At 67.5% G+C, this 16,777-nt stretch carries 15 protein-coding genes; 3 read left to right on the top strand and 12 right to left on the bottom strand.

What is annotated here, in order from left to right; translation table 11 throughout:
• Window positions 1–117: 117 nt before the first annotated feature.
• From AABM56_RS19210 to AABM56_RS19195, 4 genes are all read right to left on the bottom strand, one after another.
• Window positions 118–1,536, bottom strand: a complete 1,419-nt coding sequence (locus AABM56_RS19210; RefSeq protein WP_263259610.1) for a sugar porter family MFS transporter — start codon at window positions 1,534–1,536, stop codon at window positions 118–120.
• 145 nt (window positions 1,537–1,681) lie between these two features.
• A complete protein-coding gene (locus AABM56_RS19205) occupies window positions 1,682–2,806 on the bottom strand; it encodes an ATP-binding protein (protein WP_347883638.1) in 1,125 nt (374 codons plus the stop codon).
• Complete coding sequence (locus tag AABM56_RS19200) at window positions 2,707–5,508, bottom strand: ATP-binding protein (RefSeq protein ID WP_347883637.1); 2,802 nt, start codon at window positions 5,506–5,508, stop codon at window positions 2,707–2,709. Before AABM56_RS19200 ends, AABM56_RS19205 begins: the two co-directional genes overlap by 100 nt.
• A 215-nt stretch (window positions 5,509–5,723) precedes the next feature.
• Window positions 5,724–6,617, bottom strand: a complete 894-nt coding sequence (locus tag AABM56_RS19195) for a LysR family transcriptional regulator (RefSeq protein WP_263259607.1) — start codon at window positions 6,615–6,617, stop codon at window positions 5,724–5,726.
• 96 nt (window positions 6,618–6,713) lie between these two features.
• Between AABM56_RS19195 and AABM56_RS19190 the strand changes: the two genes are divergently transcribed.
• Entirely contained in the window at window positions 6,714–7,883 is a 1,170-nt protein-coding gene (locus AABM56_RS19190) for an MFS transporter (protein WP_347883636.1), read from the top strand.
• Window positions 7,884–7,896: 13 nt separating this feature from the next.
• On the opposite strand, the gene AABM56_RS19185 is transcribed toward AABM56_RS19190, so the two are convergent.
• Window positions 7,897–8,457 carry a carboxymuconolactone decarboxylase family protein gene (locus AABM56_RS19185; RefSeq protein WP_347883635.1) on the bottom strand — a complete coding sequence of 187 codons (561 nt, stop codon included), beginning with the start codon at window positions 8,455–8,457 and terminating at the stop codon, window positions 7,897–7,899.
• A gap of 178 nt (window positions 8,458–8,635) precedes the next feature.
• On the opposite strand from AABM56_RS19185, the gene AABM56_RS19180 reads away from it, so the two are divergent.
• Entirely contained in the window at window positions 8,636–9,136 is a 501-nt protein-coding gene (locus AABM56_RS19180) for a GNAT family N-acetyltransferase (protein ID WP_347883634.1), read from the top strand.
• Window positions 9,137–9,145: 9 nt separating this feature from the next.
• Here AABM56_RS19180 and AABM56_RS19175 read toward each other — a convergent pair whose 3' ends face one another.
• Complete coding sequence (locus AABM56_RS19175) at window positions 9,146–10,243, bottom strand: alpha/beta fold hydrolase (RefSeq protein ID WP_347883633.1); 1,098 nt, start codon at window positions 10,241–10,243, stop codon at window positions 9,146–9,148.
• Between the two features lie 306 nt (window positions 10,244–10,549).
• Between AABM56_RS19175 and AABM56_RS19170 the strand changes: the two genes are divergently transcribed.
• Entirely contained in the window at window positions 10,550–10,801 is a 252-nt protein-coding gene (locus AABM56_RS19170; protein ID WP_263259602.1) for a hypothetical protein, read from the top strand.
• Window positions 10,802–10,979: 178 nt separating this feature from the next.
• Here the strand turns inward: AABM56_RS19170 and AABM56_RS19165 are convergent, their stop codons facing one another.
• The 6 genes from AABM56_RS19165 to AABM56_RS19140 form a co-directional block, all read right to left on the bottom strand.
• Window positions 10,980–11,810 (bottom strand): glucose 1-dehydrogenase, encoded by an 831-nt coding sequence (locus AABM56_RS19165; protein ID WP_347883632.1) that lies wholly within the window; start codon window positions 11,808–11,810, stop codon window positions 10,980–10,982.
• Window positions 11,811–11,879: 69 nt separating this feature from the next.
• The gene (locus AABM56_RS19160; protein ID WP_263259600.1) at window positions 11,880–12,359 is read right to left on the bottom strand and encodes a hypothetical protein; all 480 of its coding nucleotides are present in this window, start codon (window positions 12,357–12,359) and stop codon (window positions 11,880–11,882) included.
• Window positions 12,360–12,483: 124 nt separating this feature from the next.
• A complete protein-coding gene (locus AABM56_RS19155; protein ID WP_263259599.1) occupies window positions 12,484–13,605 on the bottom strand; it encodes a hypothetical protein in 1,122 nt (373 codons plus the stop codon).
• A 258-nt stretch (window positions 13,606–13,863) separates the two neighbouring features.
• Window positions 13,864–15,300 (bottom strand): NAD(P)(+) transhydrogenase (Re/Si-specific) subunit beta, encoded by a 1,437-nt coding sequence (locus AABM56_RS19150; RefSeq protein WP_263259598.1) that lies wholly within the window; start codon window positions 15,298–15,300, stop codon window positions 13,864–13,866.
• Window position 15,301: 1 nt separating this feature from the next.
• Entirely contained in the window at window positions 15,302–15,616 is a 315-nt protein-coding gene (locus AABM56_RS19145; protein WP_133861386.1) for an NAD(P) transhydrogenase subunit alpha, read from the bottom strand.
• A gap of 35 nt (window positions 15,617–15,651) precedes the next feature.
• The gene (locus tag AABM56_RS19140; RefSeq protein WP_347883631.1) at window positions 15,652–16,770 is read right to left on the bottom strand and encodes a Re/Si-specific NAD(P)(+) transhydrogenase subunit alpha; all 1,119 of its coding nucleotides are present in this window, start codon (window positions 16,768–16,770) and stop codon (window positions 15,652–15,654) included.
• Between the last annotated feature and the right edge of the window lie 7 nt (window positions 16,771–16,777).

Genomic DNA, 16,777 nt, shown 5'->3' with positions numbered 1-16,777 from the left:
GCAACATGCCTTCACTCTGCATCGGCTTGGATAAGTCCGACTTGATACGGAATGAAAAATTATTCCATTTGGTCCGCAGCAAGCCGGAAAATCGCCGATCGGTCGGCTAACGACCCGCTATAGCTCTTTCTTCAGATGGCGTTCGATTTCTTCCAGAGACTTGCCGCGGGTCTCCGGCAGGCAGAAATAGACGAATACCAGCGAGCCCAGGTTGATGGCGGCGAATACATAGAAGGTGTAGTTGCCGATGGCTTCCAGGGCCACCGGAAAGCTGAAGGCCACGGTGGCGTTGCACAGCCATTGCACGGCTACCGCTACCCCGGTCAGCAGGCCACGGACCTGGTTGGGAAACAGCTCGGACATCAGCAGCCAGTAGACCGGGGCGATGCACATCTGCATGAACAGCAGGAACACCAGGATGCAGGCCAGCGCCAGGTAACTCTGGGTGAGGTTCTGCGGCAGCCATAGCAACACGCTGCCCAGCGCCAGTTGCGCCACGACCACGATCACCAGGCCGATCAGCAGCAGGGTGCGCCGTCCGGCGCGGCCGATGGCCCAGATGCCGAGCAGGGTGGCGATCACCGAGACCACGCCATTGCCGATGGTGGCGGTGAGGGCCGCGCTGGTGCCCATGCCGGTGCTCTTGAGGATGATCGGGGTGTAGTACATGAAGGCGTTGACCCCGGTGAACTGGGCGACGAAGCCCAGGCCGATGCCCAGCAGCAGCAATTTGACCACCCAGCCCTGGCCGAGCAGTTCGCGCAGGGGTGGGCGATGCTTGGCCTGCTCCTCGCTCTCGCGCATCTCCTGGACCTCGCGCTCGACCTCCTCGGGGGTGTCGCGCAGGCGCTCCAGCACGGCTTCGGCTTCCTCGATACGGCCCTTGGCCGCCAGCCAGCGCGGCGAGGTGGGCAGCAGGAAGGTACCGGCGAACAGCAGGATGCCCGGTACCATGGCGATGGCCAGCATGTAGCGCCAGATGCCGTTGTCGTGCACCAGCCAGGCGAGCAGGGCGCTGAGCACATAGGCCAGCAGCTGGCCGCTGACGATCATCAGCTCGTTGCGACTCACCAGGCGACCGCGGCGCTTGGGCCCGGCGATCTCGGCGATGAATACCGGCACCGTGGCCGATCCGCCGCCCACCGCCAGGCCGAGCACGAAGCGCGCGACCACCATCAGCTCCACCGAGGGCGCCACCGCGGTACCCAGGGCGCCGACGACGAAGAGGATCGACAGCAGGCGCAGGGTGGTGCGGCGGCCGTAGCGATCGGCGAGATAACCCGCCGCCAGCGAGCCAAAGGCCGCGCCGACGATCAGGGCGGCGGTGACCAGCCCCTCGGTGTAGGCGTTGAGGCCCAGGCCGCCCTGGTCGGGGGGCAGGGTCATGAAGGGCAGGGCGCCGGCGATGATGCCGGTGTCGTAGCCGAAGGCCAGGGCGCCCATGGTGGCGACCAGCACGGTAATGAAGATCAGCCGGCGGGCCGAGGCCTTCTGGTCGGGGTCGACGGCGGGAGCGGTGGAGCGGGAGGAAGACATAGGGAACGCGGGTATCCTGAAAACTTGAGGGGTAGGCGAGGTCGCACCGCCCCCGCGCCTGTGGCGACAGAGGGCGGTCGGTCCGACCTGGCTGGATAGGACAGGCGTCAGTCCCAGGATTTCCCTCCAGGGGAGCAAACCCTGGTCAGGATTGCGCGCGACGATCCTGCAACAGGTCCTGGATGCGCTCGCTGAGCACCTCGATGGCGAAGGGCTTCTGCAGCAGCTGCATGCCCTGGCCAAGGAAGCGCTGCACGTCCATGGTCTCTTCGGCGTAGCCGGTCACCAGCAGCACGGCGATGCCGGGGCGCTGGCGACGGATCTCTTCCACCAGCTCGCGGCCGCTCAGCCCCGGCAGGCCCACGTCGGAGACCACCAGGTCCAGTTGCGGTTCGCGTTCCAGCAGGGCCAGGGCGGTGGGCGCGTCCTCGGCTTCCAGGGCGGTATAGCCCAGGTCCTTGAGCACCTCGACGATCAGCAGGCGCACTCCGGGTTCGTCTTCCACCACCAGCACCCGCTCGCCGCGACCAGGGTGCAGCGGCAGCTCCTGGCCCACGGTTTCGCTGGCCACACCCTGATGGCGCGGGAACAGCAGGCTGACCCGGGTGCCCCGGCCTTCCTCACTGTGGATGTCGATGTAGCCGCCGCTCTGCTTGATGAAGCCATAGACCATCGACAGGCCTAGCCCCGTGCCCTTGCCCTGCGGCTTGGTGGTGAAGAAGGGCTCGAAGACCCTTTCCAGCACGGCGGCGGGAATGCCGCTGCCGGTATCCTCTACCGCCAGCTCGACATAGTCGCCGCTCAGGCGCTCGGGCAGCATCAGCAACCGGGGATCGTGCAGGTTGCGCGTGGTGATCACCAGCTGGCCGCCCTGGGGCATGGCGTCCCGGGCATTGATGCAGAGGTTGAGCAGGGCGTTTTCCAGCTGGTTGGCATCGCTGCAGGTCGGCCAGGTGGCCGCATCGAGCTGCAGCTCCAGGCGGATGTTCTCGTTGAGAGTGCGCTGGGCCAGGGTCTCCATGCCGGTGACCAGACGATTCACGTCCACCGGTTGCAGATCCAGGGCCTGGCGCCGACCAAAGCTGAGCAGGCGTTGGGTGAGGGCGGCGGCCCGCTGCGCCGAGGCGATGGCGATGCCGATGTAGCGCTCGGCGCGGGGCTGTTCGCCGTTCAAATGGCGCTGTAGCAATTCCAGCGAGCCGGTGATCGCCGTGAGCAGGTTGTTGAAGTCATGGGCGATGCCGCCGGTGAGCTGGCCGATGGCTTCCATCTTCTGGCTCTAGCGCAGGGCGTCCCGCGCCTGTTCCAGCTCCAGCGCCCGTTCGCGCTCGACGGTGACGTCTCGGGCCACGCAATAGAGCAGCCCCCCTCGGGCACGGCGGTCCAGGACAGGGTACGGTAGCTGCCGCCATGGGTGCGAAAGCGATTCTCGAAGTTGAAGGTGGCGGCACCGGCGGCCAGCTGGCCGATCTCCTGGCGGGTGCGCTGCCGGTCTTCGGGATGCTCCAGCCACTCCGAGGTCTTGCCGATGATCTCGTCCACCGCCCAGCCCAGGGTGCGGGTCCAGGCCGGGTTGATGCTGACCCAGATCCCCCGGCTGTCGGCGATGCCGATGAGGTCGTGGCTGTAGGCCCAGAGCTGGTCTCGCTCGCGGGTACGTTCGCGGACGCGGATTTCCAGCACCTCGTTGGCCTGGCGCAGGGTGTCGGCGGTCTCGCGCCTGAGTCGCGCCAGGCGCATGGCGCCTTCCACCCGGGCGATCAGTTCGCGGGCGCTGAAGGGTTTGACCAGATAGTCGTCGGCGCCGGCTGCTATGCCTTCGATGGAGGCCTCTTCGCCGGCCCGCGCCGACAGCAGGATGATGGGCACCTGGCCGGTGCTCTCGTCGCTGCGCAGGGCGCGCAGCACGCCGAAGCCGTCCAGCACCGGCATCATGACGTTGGACAGCACCAGCGCCGGCAGTTGCCGCTGCACCGCCTCGATCGCGGCGCGGCCGTCGGCCACGGCTTCCACCTGGTAGCCGGACTCCTTGAGCAACCGCTCGACATAGCCGCGCATGTCGGCGTTGTCGTCGGCCAGGACGATGCGCTCGCCGCGCCCCTGGCCACCCTCGACGTGTTCGTCGCGCGTCACGGGGGCGCTGGGGAGCGGCTCGTCCGGCAGCCAGCGCAGGGCCTCGGCGACAAAGGTATCGGCGCGGGTGGCGGTGGACACCTGGGTGGCGCTGACCCGGTTGGCCTCGGGCAGATGGGCGTGGCCGAACGGCAGCCGCACCTCGAAGGTGGTGCCCACGCCGATCTGGCTGGTGACCCGCACCTCGCCTCCATGCAGCTCGGTGAGATCCTTGACCAGCGCCAGGCCGATGCCGGTGCCCTCATGGGTCCGGCCGATCTGGCCTTCGATGCGGTGGAAGCGGTCGAACACCCTGCCCAGTTCGCTCTGCGGGATGCCGACGCCGCTGTCGGCGACCGCCAGCACGGCACAGCCATCCTGGCGCCGCAGGCTGACCCGCACCTCGCCCGCCAGGGTGTACTTGAAGGCGTTGGAGACCAGATTCAGGACGATCTTTTCCCAGAGGTCGCGATCCACCCACACCGGTTCGTCCAGGCTGTCGCAGTCGAGGGTGAAGGTCAGTCCGGCGCGGGCCATGGCCGAACGAAAGCTGCTGGCCAGCTCCGCGGTATAGGCCGCCAGGTCCAGGGGCGCGAAGCTCGCGCGCATCCGGCCCGCTTCCATGCGCGAGAAATCCAGCAGCGAATTGACCAGCCGCAGCAGGCGCTGGCCGTTGCGCTGGATGAGTTCCAGCTCCTGGCGACTCACCGCAGGCTCGCCGTCGGCCCGGTCCGGCCGCGCCAGCATGTCTTCCAGGGGGCCGAGCATCAGCGTCAGCGGCGTGCGGAATTCATGGCTGGCGTTGGAAAAGAAGGCCGTCTTGGCCCGGTCCAGCTCGGCCAGCTGCTCGGCACGGCGGCGTTCTTCCTCGTAGCGCCGGGCATTGGCGATGGCGGTGCTGAGGTGCCCGGCAGCGCGAACGAACAGGCTCTGGTAATCGGCATCCACTCGCCGCCGCGGGCTGATGCCCGAGACCAGATAGCCATAGGGTTCCTCGCCCAGCGGTCCCGGAATCGGCACCACCAGCGCCTCTTCCAGGGGCTCTGGCCAAGGGGTCCCGGCGAGCCGGCCGCCATGGCGCTCGTTGAGACCGGTCACCAGGGTCGGCGCGCTACGCGCCGCGGTGAAGGCCCAGGGCAGACCGGCAGCCTCCTGGGTGACCTCCAGCGGGGCAAGCACATCGTCCGGCGCCAGGCCGGCCAGGGCCACGCGCTGCAAGGTGCCGGTCGCGGCGTCGCGCAGATAGGCCAGGCAGAAGGGTGACTCCTCCGGCACCTCGTGCAGGCAGCGCAATCCTTCGCGGCAGGCGTCTTCGGCGACGCGCGTCGCCGAAGTGGCTTCGGAGACATTGCGCAGCAGGCGCTCACGGCGTTCCGTGAGCACCCGGTGCGTGGTTTCGGTCACCGCCGTGAAGATACCCTCCACCTCGCCGGTGTCGCCGCGTACCGGGCTGTAGCTGTAGTAGAAGTAGCACTCCTCCACGTAGCTGAATCTGTTCAGCGGCAGCAGCTGGTCCTCGGACCAGGTGGCCTCGCCAGTCGTCATCACGTGGTCGAACATGGGGCCGATGATGTCCCAGATCTCCGCCCACACCTCCCAGCCGGCACGCCCCAGCGCCCAGGGATGCTTGCGCCCCGGCACCGGACTCCAGGCATCGTTGTAGATCAGGGCGCGGGTCTCGCCCCAGTAGAGCACGATGGGGAAGCGCGAGCCGAGGCAGATGCTGACCGCCGAACGCAGGGCGGTCGACCAGGTTTCCAGGGGACCGAAGGGCGTCTGGGACCAGTCCTTCTGGCGCATCAGCGCGGCCATTTCACCGGGGACGTCGAGAAAGGCCAGCTGCGAGGGAAGGTTGGACAAGAGGGCTCCTGCGGGACAAGGAAAGCGGGGCCTTGGACGTACCGCCGTCGGCAGCGAAAGCGACAGGTAGCGAGCGGCCTTGCCGCGGGCGACGCCGCCGCGGCCCCGACCTAAGCATGTTGATTGCTCAGACTATTACAAGCGGACCGGCTTGGCGAATGACGCAGGCGGCAAAGCGCCTGCCCACACCGGGACGCCGCCGGTCGAAGGGCGCGTCAGCTGCCCAGCCGCTCCACCAGGAAATCCACGAACACCCGGACCCGCGCCGGCATGGTGGAGCCGCCGACGAAGACCGCGTGGATGGGCTCCAGATCGCCCGGGTTCCAGGCCTCCAGCAGCGGCACCAGGGCGCCGCTGCGCAGGTCCTCGGCCACGCTGAATTCCCCGATGCGGGCGATGCCGGCACCTTCGCGGGCGAGCAGGGCCAGGGCCTCGCCACTGTTGCATTCGATGTTGCCGCTGATCTTCAGGGCGAAGGCCTGGCCGTCACGGACGAAGGGCCAGTCGGGCAGGGCGCGGCGGAAGTTGAATCTCAGGCAGTTGTGGTCGAGCAGGTCTTCCGGCACCTGGGGCGTGCCGTGGCGGGCGAGATAGGCGGGCGAGGCCACCACCACCTGCCCGGTGACGCCGATGGGACGGGCGCTCAGGGGGCTGTCGGCCAACTGGCCGAAGCGGATCGCCACGTCGGCCTGGCCGGCGAGGATGTCCACCACCTCGTCGCCCAGCGCCAGGTCCACGACGATATCCGGATAGCGCGCACTGAAGGCCGCCACCAGCGGCACCAGGGTCATGCGGCCATGACCGAGGGCGGCGCTGACCCTCAGCCGGCCTCTGGGCACGCCCTGGTCGGCGATGGCGTCTTCCACCTCGGCCAGGTCCGCCAGGATGCGCCGCGCCGCGCGCAGATAAGCCGCGCCCTCGGCCGTGAGGGTGATGGCCCGGGTGGTGCGCAACAGCAGCCGCGTGCCGAGGCGCTGCTCGGTGCGGGCGATGGAGCGACTCACCGCCGAAGGCGTCAGGCGCAGGGCCCTGGCGGCGGCGGACAGGCTGCCGGCCGCCACCACCTGGGCGAACACCGCCATCTCTCCCGAGCGACCATTGAGATCCACTTGTGACTCCAGGGCAAAGGTGTATGCCAAAACCGCCGTCTACCGGCGTTCGAGCGAGGAGCTTAGCATTCACGGCATAGATAAGGAGTCCTTCCCATGCGTATCAATCCACCCCTGCTGGCCCTGGCCACCGGTGCCTTCGGCATTGGCGTCACCGAATTCGCGCCCATGGGCATGCTGCCCGGCATCGCCGCCGATCTTGGCGTCTCCATCCCGGCGGCGGGCCTCCTGATCAGCGCCTATGCCCTGGGCGTGCTGATCGGCGCGCCGCTGATGACCCTGACCACCGGCCGCATTCCGCGCCGTCATCTGCTGATCGGCCTGATGGCCATCTTCACCCTGGGCAACCTGATGTCGGCGCTGGCCACCGACTACACCAGCCTGCTGATCGCCCGGGTGGTGACCTCGCTCAACCATGGCGCCTTCTTTGGCGTCGGCGCCCTGGTGGCGGCCAGCGTGGTCGCCCCGGACAAGCGCGCCGGGGCGGTCGCCGCCATGTTCCTGGGCCTGACCCTGGCTACCATCGGCGGCGTGCCCCTGGCCACCTGGTTCGGCGAATTGCTCGGCTGGCGCCAGGCCTTCTGGGGCATCGCCGGTCTCGGCCTGCTGACCATGGCCGCGCTCTGGTTCGCCCTGCCCAATGTGGCCCTGCCACCGAGCGACGGGGTGCTGGCCGAGATCCGCGTGCTGGGTCGTCCGCCGGTACTGGCCGCCCTGGGGCTGACCGTGGTCGGCTCGGGCGCCATGTTCACCGTCTTCACCTATATCGCGCCCATCCTTGCCCGCGAGACCCATGGCTCCACCGCCTTCATCACCGCCATGCTGGTGCTGTTCGGCGTCGGCCTGACCCTGGGCAATCTCTGGGGTGGCAAGGCGGCGGACAAATCCATCGACCGTACCCTGATCGCCTCCCTGGGCGTGCTCATCGTGGTGCTGCTGGCCTTCAGCGTGCTGATGCGCTGGCCGCTGGCGGCCGCCGTGGCCATCCTCGTCTGGGGCATCGCCAGTTTCGCCCTGGTGCCGCCACTGCAGATGCGCGTGATGGAAGCCGCCAAGGACGCCCCCAACCTGGCCTCGGCGGTCAATATCGGTGCCTTCAACCTGGGCAATGCCCTCGGCGCGGCCCTGGGCGGCGCGGTGATCGACGCCGGTCTCGGCTATCCGGCGATCTCCCTGGCCGGCGCCGGCATGGCCGCCCTGGGCCTGGCGATGGCCCTGGTCCTGGCCTGGCGCGGTCGGACCAGCGGGGCGGCGGTGGCCGCCTAGGGACGCGTCGGCGTCATTCGGCGAAGGGGCGGGGCGTATCGCCGCCCCGATCCACCGCGGAGGCATTGAGGGTCATGGCCACCAGGCTGTAGTAGCCATAGACGCCCACCAGTTCGACCATTCCCGCTTCACCGAACAGCGCCACTCCCTGCTGATAGAGATCCTCGGGAATCCGCCGGGTGTCGTAGAGCGCGACGCCGATGGCATGGACACAGGTCTCCGCGGGCGTTTCGAAGGCCGGCACGCTGCCTAGCCGAAGCGCCTCGATCACGGCCTCCGCCAGGCCCGCCTGGCGGGCGATGGGTTCATGGATCTGCCATTCCGCCTGGGAGCGCCACCAGGCCGCGGTGGTGAGGATCGCCAGCTCCGTGAGGCGCAGGTCCAGCCGGGTGCCATAGCGGCAGAAGGCGCCCAGCCGCTGGGCGTGATCGGCCAGCGCCGGGCTGTGCACCCAGGCCAGGAAGGGACCGTCGAGATTGCCGCGCGGGCCGCTCTGGATGTCGTCCAGCACCCGCTGCTGTTCTGGCGTGGTGTTCTGGTCGGACAGGGGCGTCAGGCGCGACGAGAGGGGCATGGCAGTGATCCTCGAAAGGGAGCGGATAGCTCGGTTGGCTCATCCAATACCACCTTGGGCCCCAGGGCAAGGTCGCGCTGCGCGCTCGAACAGCCTTGCCAAGGGTCGCAATCAGACTGGCAGCGCACCCCCGGGTCTGGTCACAATCGGCGCTGACCTTTTCCAGGGAGTCTTGGCGATGGACCGGACCTGCACCACCTTCTACCTTGAAATGACCTCTTCGGCCGAGTTGCGCGAGAAGCCGCCACGGCCCGATCTGCAGATCGTCGAGTGCGAGGTGCCGCAACCCGAACTCAACCGCTTTCTCTATGCCCTGGTCGGCCAGGCCTGGGACTGGAGCGATCTCGACAGCTGGAGCGATGCGCAGTGGCGCGAACTGGTGGAGCAGGAGGGGCACCGCACCTGGGTCGCCTATCACCGGGGCGCCATCGCCGGCTACTACGAGTTGTATCGCCCCGATGGCCGCAACGTGGAGATCCGCTACTTCGGCCTGGCCGGCGTCTTCATGGGGCTCGGCTTCGGCGGTCCGCTGCTCAGCCACGCCCTCCGCTGCGCCTGGGACTGGGCGGGCACCGAGCGCGTCTGGGTACACACCTGCACCCTGGATCACCCGGCGGCCCTGGCCAACTACCAGGCGCGCGGGCTGCGGATCTATCAGGAAGAAACGACCCCGCTCTAGGCCAGGGCCCTAGCGCCCGGCAGGGGCACTGGGCAGCTTAGCGACGAATTGTGCCAGCTCCGCCGCATAGAGCCTGGCCAACCCGGTGGTACCGTGCCCGCGCGTGTCGGCGCTGCCCGGAATCAGCAGATAGCGGGCACTCGGCACCTGCTTGAGCGCCGCCTGCATGAGGCCGGTTTCCGGTGGATTGCGCTCGTCATCTGCGGCGTTGATGGCCAGCACCGGCACCTTGATCTTGCTCAGCCCCGGCTCGGCGTTGTAGTCGGCCGATGACTCCCACTGGTAGATGAAGTCATTGGCATCGACGGCCACCGAGGCCGCCAGGCGCTTGTCGACCAGCGCATCCGCCTGGGCATGGGTGCCGGCGATCTCCTGGTAGTTCAGGGTGCCGCCACTGGTGGCGAATTCGAACATCGTCTTGGCCAGGCGCAGGGACGGCGGCTGGGTCTGGTAATTGCCCTGGTTCCAGGCCGGGTCTTGCCTGATGGACTCCACCAGCATGCGCCTCATGATCCAGTTGCGGCCGGCCATCTCCGTCGGCTGCGCCGCCATGGGCACCAGGCCATCGGCGAAGCCGGGGTGCAGGCCGCCCCACAGCCAGGTCTGCATGCCCCCCATCGAATTGCCGATGATCAGCCGCAGGTGCTCTATCCCCAGCCCCTGGGTCAGCAGCAGGTATTGCGCCTGGACCATGTCGGCATAGTTGTAATGGGGAAAGGCGGCGCGCAAGCCATCCGACGGCTTGGTCGAGCTACCGGTGCCAATCGCATCCGGAATCACGATGAAGAACCTGCTCGCATCCAGCGGCTGGCCCGGGCCGAACAACTGACCGCCGACATCCTTGCTCAGCATCGCCGCCGCCTGCTGGCCGGTGCCGTGCAGCACCAGGACCACGGGATTGCCGCGCTTGCCCAGCGTCAGGTAGTGCAGGCGGAAGTCGTCGAGGGTTTGACCGGTATGGAAGGTGAAGCGCGGCACCACGAAGTCGCCTTCGACTGGCTTGGGTGGCTCGTCCGCCTTGACGCCCAGGGTGGTCAGCAGCAGCAGGAAGGTCATGGCCGAGTACAGGGTGGCCATGGCGCGTCGCACGGTGAGAATGCTGTTCATTGGGGCCTTTCCGTTTCTTATTAAAATAATGATGAATCGAAATGTATAAGTCCTAACCGCGCTGCTGACAACTCAGGTGCTCGGCCACCGCGGCAGTCGTCCAGCCGCAGCCAGGCACTCTCTCGTCTCCGCCGCTGAGTCGGTGCGCTGAGGGCCAGGCGTGCGTGTTGTGAAACGGCGCTGTGCAGGGCGGGACGGGTAAGGGCTCCCTTCAGCCCTGACAGACGTTGGCGAGCGAAGCGTTGGAACACGGGCGCCAGCGGTCGAGTCGTAAAGAGCAATACCACCTGGAGAACCCTTGGCTCTATGCAAGCTCTTCGTAGTCAACTGGCGGCGCTGGACCCTCCGATCAAGCACGAGATCCAATCCCAGGGTGACAACCTGCTGATCACCCTCATCGACCCCGCCCGGCCGGCGCGGGTGTCGCGTACCCTCAACCAAGCCCTGGTACGCAACACGGCGCTGCTCTACGAGGTGATCCGCGACGCCATCAACGAATTGCGCGCCGGCGGCAGCCTCCCGGACATCACCGCGGCAGACGTCTATCCGGATAGCTAGCGATCTGCGCGATCCTCCTACCTGTCGGCCGGTCTAGGGCCTGCCGCAGGTGGCTGCTCGCGGAGGGCCACGGCGGACTGCTGGCGATGGATATCTACATCGCCAGTACGGACCTCTGGCCGCCGCCGCGAGGACCTGGCCGGACAGCCTGGCGCCCAGTGGCGGCTGAGCTTCAAGGTCAGGGAGGAGTGGGCGAGGGCGCTTCCGTCGTCGTGGGCGTCACCGCCGAACCGGCCAGCAGGCCGCCGTCCAGATTCAGCTCGCTGCCGGTCATGTAGGCGGCTTCGTCCGACGCCAGCAGCAGCGCCACGGCCGCCACCTCCTCGGGGCGGCCAAAGCGCCGCAGCGGCGTGTCTCGCACCAGCGCCGCCAGGCGCGCCGCGCGGTCCGGGCCATCGCCCAGCATGGGCTCCCACATGGGCGTAAGGATAGCGGCGGGGTGGATGGAATTGCAGCGGATAGCCAGGCCCTGTTCCGCGCAATAGAGCGCCACCGTCTTGCTGTGATTGCGCACGGCCGCCTTGGACGAGGCATAGGCCGCCGCGCCGGGGATACCCACCAGTCCTGAACGCGACGAAATATTGATGATGGACCCTGCGCCTGCCTGCCGCATGGCGCGGATGCCATGCTTGCAGCCGAGAAAGACGCCATCGAGATTGGTGCGATGCACCGCACGCCAATCTTCGAGACTGGCGTGTTCCGGATCGTGGGCCACCACGCCCTGTTCAAAGCCGGTGATCCCCGCGTTGTTCACCAGCACATCCAGCCGGCCGCGCTCATCGAGGATCTGCCGCGTGACCTGCTGCCAGTCGGCTTCCAGGCGCACGTCCAGGCGCAGGTAGCAGGCACCGTCCCCCAGCTCGGCGGCGACGGCGCAGCCAAGGTCAGCGTTGAGGTCGGTGATATAGACGAAGGCGCCTTCCGCCACGAAGGCCCGGGCGATGGCGGCGCCGATGCCCTGGGCCGCGCCAGTGACCAGCGCGGTCTTGTCCTTGAGTTTGGCTGCCATGCGAGTACGCCCTCCAGTTCGTGACTAGCCTCCGAGGGTAGCCCAGGCGGTTCGGTCAGGGGGCCAGCATCACGCCCGGGCGCTGACCCCGCTGGTGGTCTCGCCGGCCTTCTTCAGGGCTTCGGTGTAGGCGGCATAGGCAGTCGTCAGGGCTTCGCTGGCGGCGGCGACATTGGCCTGGGCGGCCTCGCGCGCAGCCTGGCTGGCTTCGTCAGCCTTGCCTTCACCCTTGCTCCGGGCCTCCACCGCGCGCAACTGCTTCTGCGCCAGCTCCAGTTGCCGCTTGGCCATGTCGATGGCCTTCTGCAGGGTATCCAGGGTCTTGTTGCCGGTGCTGCCCTTCTCGCTGGCAGGGGCGGCGTCGGCTTCGGCCTGGTCCTTGATCTGGTTCAGCGGATTGGGCTTGCCGATACCCTTGGGCTTCTTGGCTTGCTCGACCTTGGCCGCCTCTTCCTCGGCGGTGGGCTTGGCCGTCGCGCCACCCAGCCTGAGCGTGGGCGCGCGCAAGATGCCGTGGCCAATGCCATTCACCGACAGCGTGCTGGACATCGCGGACTCCTTGAAAGGTACATCTCAAGGATAGCGGCCGCGTGGGGCAAAGATTGAGCGAGAGTGGCAGCGGCAACCTCAGCCGCTGCCGGAGCGCGCGGGGGTTGGCCCCGCTGATCCCTGACTACTGGCTGATGACGGCGTGGTTGGAAAAGCCGCTCTGGGTGATGTTGATGGCATTGCCGGCGGTGTTCTGGGTCAGGTCGGCGGTGTGCTGGAAGCCGCTCTGGCTGGCGGTGATGCGGGAGGCGTCGCCGGTGACGTAGGCCGTTACCCCGAGGCCGTTGCCCTGCTGATCCACTTTCAGCTGACCATCGTTGCCGAGGTAATAGGCGGTGATGCCATTACCGTCGCCAGTGGACGCCAGGTCCAGCTGATTGCCCTCGCCGGAGACGATGGCGTTGGCGCTATTGCCATTACCGGTCTGCGCCAGGGTCAGCTGGTTGCCGGCGCCATAGACATTCACGTCCGCACGGTTGAGATCGCCGCGCTGGGCGATGTCGACGCTGCTGGGGCGTGAGTAGCTGCTGGAGTGCCGGACCCGGGCATCGTTGCCGTTGCCTTCCTGCACCACCTTGGAATCCACCCGCTCGCCGGCCTGCTTGAGACCGACATAGTTGTCATTGCCGCGCTGCTCGATGAGCGTCTTGGAGTCCTCGCCGTTCTGGCTCACCCAGACCCCGTTGTGCAGGCCGAAGCTGGTCACCTGCAGGTCCTGGCGGTCACCGTGCTGAGCCAGGTCGAGCTTGCCGTCGAGGCCATCCTGCCGCACCGTCAGGGTGTTCTGGCCCGCCGCATAGCTGTCCTGCTCGATATCGATCCGGTGATAGCCACCGTCCTGATGGACATAGGTGTCCTGCCGCAAACCGCTCTGCCGCACCACCGTCTCGTTGCCACTGCCCGGCCCCTGATCGACCTGCACCCGGTCATAGCCGCCATCGCGCTGCTCGATATCCACCAGGCGCTGCGAGCCCCAGGTCTGATTGACCTCGACAGCGCTCTTGCCATTGGTCTGCAACACTCGCACGCGGTCATCGGCATCGTTCTGCTGGGTGACCTGGGCATTGAGAAAACTGCCGCTCTGCTGAATATCCGCCTGGTTGCGCGCTGACAGCTCGCTGCCCTGGTTCAGGTTCACCACATTGAAGCCACCGTTCTGCTGGACGTTGGCCGTATTGGATTCGGCCCAGGCGGCACCGGTGTTGGCTAGCAGCAACGCGACCAGGAGGGAGCGGGAGGTTGGCATGGGGACGGTCCTTGTGAGGGCTGGGAGAGCCCGGAGCGTGAGCGTTCGATTGGGGGTAGGGGATAGGTGAGGCGCTGAGAAATAATCTGATTAGTAAGGCTGAAGGCGCAATCGGTCGAAGGAGCGATGCTGATCCTTGCTTGAATAGCCTTGCGTTGAGTGCGTAAGCCTAAAGACTTCGAGAGAGAAACGTATGTCTTATGGGGTGCCAACGAACAGCTCCTCGCGACCACTCAGGCGGTCGCGAGGAGCCACGGCTTAATCCACTGCCTTGACCATCTCCTCGATGACCTTCTTGGCGTCGCCAAAGACCATCAGGGTCTTGTCCAGGTAGAAGAGTTCGTTGTCCAGACCCGCGTAGCCGCTGGCCATGGATCTCTTGTTGACGATGATCGTCTTGGCCTTGAAGGCTTCGAGGATGGGCATGCCGGCGATGGGTGACGTGGGGTCGTTCTTGGCCGCCGGGTTGACCACGTCGTTGGCGCCGAGCACCAGCACCACGTCGGCCTGGCCGAATTCGGAGTTGATGTCGTCCATCTCGAACACCTGGTCGTAGGGCACCTCGGCCTCGGCCAAGAGCACGTTCATATGGCCGGGCATGCGACCCGCCACCGGGTGGATGGCGTATTTCACCGTCACCCCGTTGTGCACCAGCTTCTCGGTCAGCTCCTTGAGCGCGTGCTGGGCGCGGGCCACGGCCAGGCCGTAGCCGGGGACGATGATGACGCTGTCGGCGTTGCCGAGCAGGAAGGCGGCGTCGTCCGCCGAGCCGGCTTTGACTGGGCGCTGTTCACCGCTGCCATTGCTGGCCGCGGCTTCCGTCGCGCCGCCGAAGCCGCCGAGGATGACGTTGAAGAAGGAGCGGTTCATCGCCTTGCACATGATGTAGGAGAGGATGGCGCCGCTCGATCCCACCAGCGAGCCGGCGATGATCAGCATGGAGTTGTTGAGCGAGAAGCCGATGCCGGCGGCGGCCCAGCCGGAGTAGCTGTTGAGCATGGAGACCACCACCGGCATGTCGGCGCCGCCGATGGGGATGATGATCAGCACGCCGATGACGAAGGCCAGGGCCACCAGCACGGCGAAGGCGCCGAGGTTGCCGCTGAAGGTGAAGACCAGGCCCAGGGCGAGGATGGCCAGGCCGATCACCAGGTTGAGCGGATGCTGGCCGGCGAAGCGCACCGGGACGCCCTGGAACAGGCGGAACTTGTATTTGCCGGAGAGCTTGCCGAAGGCGATCACCGAACCGGAAAAGGTGATGGCGCCGATGGCCGCGCCGAGGAACAGCTCCAGGCGATTGCCGCTGGGGATCGGCTGGCCAAAGGTGGCGACGATGCCCAGGGACTGTGGCTCGACCACCGCGGCGATGGCGATGAACACCGCGGCCAGGCCGATCATGCTGTGCATGAAGGCCACCAGCTCGGGCATCTTGGTCATTTCCACGCGCTTGGCCATGTAGGCGCCGGCGCTGCCGCCCACCAGCAGGCCGACGATGACGTAGCCGATGCCCTGCACCGCCAGCTCGCTGCCGAGCTTGTGGATCAGCGCTAGGGTGGTGAGCACGGCGAGGGTCATGCCGGCCATGCCGAAGGCGTTGCCGCGGCGCGAGGTGGTGGGGTGGGAAAGGCCCTTGAGCGCCTGGATGAAGCACACCGAGGCAACGAGGTAGAGCAGGGTGATGAGGTTCATGCTCATGTCAGCGCTGCTCCGCCGGGGCCTTGGGGGCCTTCTTCTTGAACATCTCCAGCATGCGGCGGGTGACCAGGAAGCCGCCGAAGACGTTGACCGCCGCCAGGGCCACGGCCAGGGTGCCCATGGTCTTGCCCAGCGGGGTGACGGTGAGGGCCGCGGCGAGCATGGCGCCGACGATGACGATGGCGGAGATGGCGTTGGTCACCGCCATCAGCGGGGTGTGCAGCGCGGGGGTGACGTTCCAGACCACGTGGTAGCCGACATAGATGGCCAGCACGAAGATGATCAGGTTGTAGAGGCCGTCGGAAATCAGGTCCATGGGGGCAGTCCTTGTGAGGGGCGGAGGGCGGGCGCTCAGGCGTTCTTGCGGCGCAATTCGCCGCCGTGGCACATCAGGCAGGCGGCGACGATGTCGTCGGCCAGGTCGAGGTGGAAGGCCCCGTCCCTGAGCACCAGCTTGAGAAAGTCCAGCAGGTTGCGGGCATAGAGCGCCGAAGCGTCCGCCGGGACGCGCGCCGCCAGGTTGCCGTAGCCGACCAGGGTGACGCCGTGCCTGACCACCACCCGGTCCAGCTCGGTCAGCGGGCAGTTGCCGCCCTGGCTGGCGGCGAGGTCGATGACCACCGAGCCGGGCTTCATCTCGGCCACGGTGGCTTCGTGCAGCAGGGTGGGGGCGCGGCGAGCGGGGATCAGCGCGGTGGTGATGACGATGTCGGCCTGCCTGGCGCGCTCGTGCACGGCCTTGGCCTGGCGCTCCATCCAGGTGGCCGGCATGGGCCGCGCATAGCCGCCGACGCCTTCGGCGCACTGGCGCTCCTCGTCGGTCTCGAAGGGCACGTCGACGAACTTGGCGCCGAGGGATTCGATCTGCTCCTTGACCGCCGGACGCACGTCCGAGGCCTCGATCACCGCGCCGAGGCGCTTGGCGGTGGCGATGGCCTGCAGCCCGGCCACCCCGGCGCCGAGGATCAGCACCCGCGCGGCCTTCACCGTGCCGGCGGCAGTCATCAGCATGGGCATGAAGCGCGGATAGTGGTCGGCGGCCAGCATCACCGCCTTGTAGCCGGCGATGTTGGCCTGGGAGGAGAGCACGTCCAGGCTCTGGGCGCGGGAGGTGCGCGGCGCCGCTTCCAGGGCGAAGGCGGTGAGGCCGCGGGCGTTGAGCTGGTCCAGGGTCTCCTGGGCGAAGGGGTTGAGCATGCCGATCAGCACGGCGCCGGGTTTCATCAGCGCCAGCTCGGCGGCATCGGGCGCCGCCACCTTGAGCACCAGGTCGGCGCCCAGCGCCGCGGCGGCATCGCCGAGCTGGGCACCGCTGGCGGCATAGGCCGCGTCGGGCACGCTGGCGCGCTCGCCAGCACCCCGTTGCACCACCACCTGGTGGCCCTGGCCGATCAGTTTCTTGAGGGTTTCGGGGGTCGCGGCCACGCGCGTTTCCCCCGCACCGGTTTCCATCGGGATGCCGATCAGCACGGGTGTT

The organism is Pseudomonas aestiva, assembly GCF_039908605.1.
Taxonomy (GTDB): Bacteria; Pseudomonadota; Gammaproteobacteria; order Pseudomonadales; family Pseudomonadaceae; genus Chryseomonas; species Chryseomonas aestiva.
This window is presented reverse-complemented; position numbering and strand designations above follow the sequence as displayed.

Excerpts from the sequence above, each read along its gene's own strand:
- AABM56_RS19210 (WP_263259610.1), bottom strand. The coding sequence starts at position 1,536 with ATGTCTTCCTCCCGCTCCACCGCTCCCGCCGTCGACCCCGACCAGAAG.
- AABM56_RS19205 (WP_347883638.1), bottom strand. The coding sequence starts at position 2,806 with ATGGAAGCCATCGGCCAGCTCACCGGCGGCATCGCCCATGACTTCAAC.
- AABM56_RS19190 (WP_347883636.1), top strand. The coding sequence starts at position 6,714 with ATGCGTATCAATCCACCCCTGCTGGCCCTGGCCACCGGTGCCTTCGGC.
- AABM56_RS19185 (WP_347883635.1), bottom strand. The coding sequence starts at position 8,457 with ATGCCCCTCTCGTCGCGCCTGACGCCCCTGTCCGACCAGAACACCACG.
- AABM56_RS19180 (WP_347883634.1), top strand. The coding sequence starts at position 8,636 with ATGGACCGGACCTGCACCACCTTCTACCTTGAAATGACCTCTTCGGCC.
- AABM56_RS19175 (WP_347883633.1), bottom strand. The coding sequence starts at position 10,243 with ATGAACAGCATTCTCACCGTGCGACGCGCCATGGCCACCCTGTACTCG.
- AABM56_RS19170 (WP_263259602.1), top strand. The coding sequence starts at position 10,550 with ATGCAAGCTCTTCGTAGTCAACTGGCGGCGCTGGACCCTCCGATCAAG.
- AABM56_RS19165 (WP_347883632.1), bottom strand. The coding sequence starts at position 11,810 with ATGGCAGCCAAACTCAAGGACAAGACCGCGCTGGTCACTGGCGCGGCC.
- AABM56_RS19160 (WP_263259600.1), bottom strand. The coding sequence starts at position 12,359 with ATGTCCAGCACGCTGTCGGTGAATGGCATTGGCCACGGCATCTTGCGC.
- AABM56_RS19155 (WP_263259599.1), bottom strand. The coding sequence starts at position 13,605 with ATGCCAACCTCCCGCTCCCTCCTGGTCGCGTTGCTGCTAGCCAACACC.
- AABM56_RS19150 (WP_263259598.1), bottom strand. The coding sequence starts at position 15,300 with ATGAGCATGAACCTCATCACCCTGCTCTACCTCGTTGCCTCGGTGTGC.
- AABM56_RS19145 (WP_133861386.1), bottom strand. The coding sequence starts at position 15,616 with ATGGACCTGATTTCCGACGGCCTCTACAACCTGATCATCTTCGTGCTG.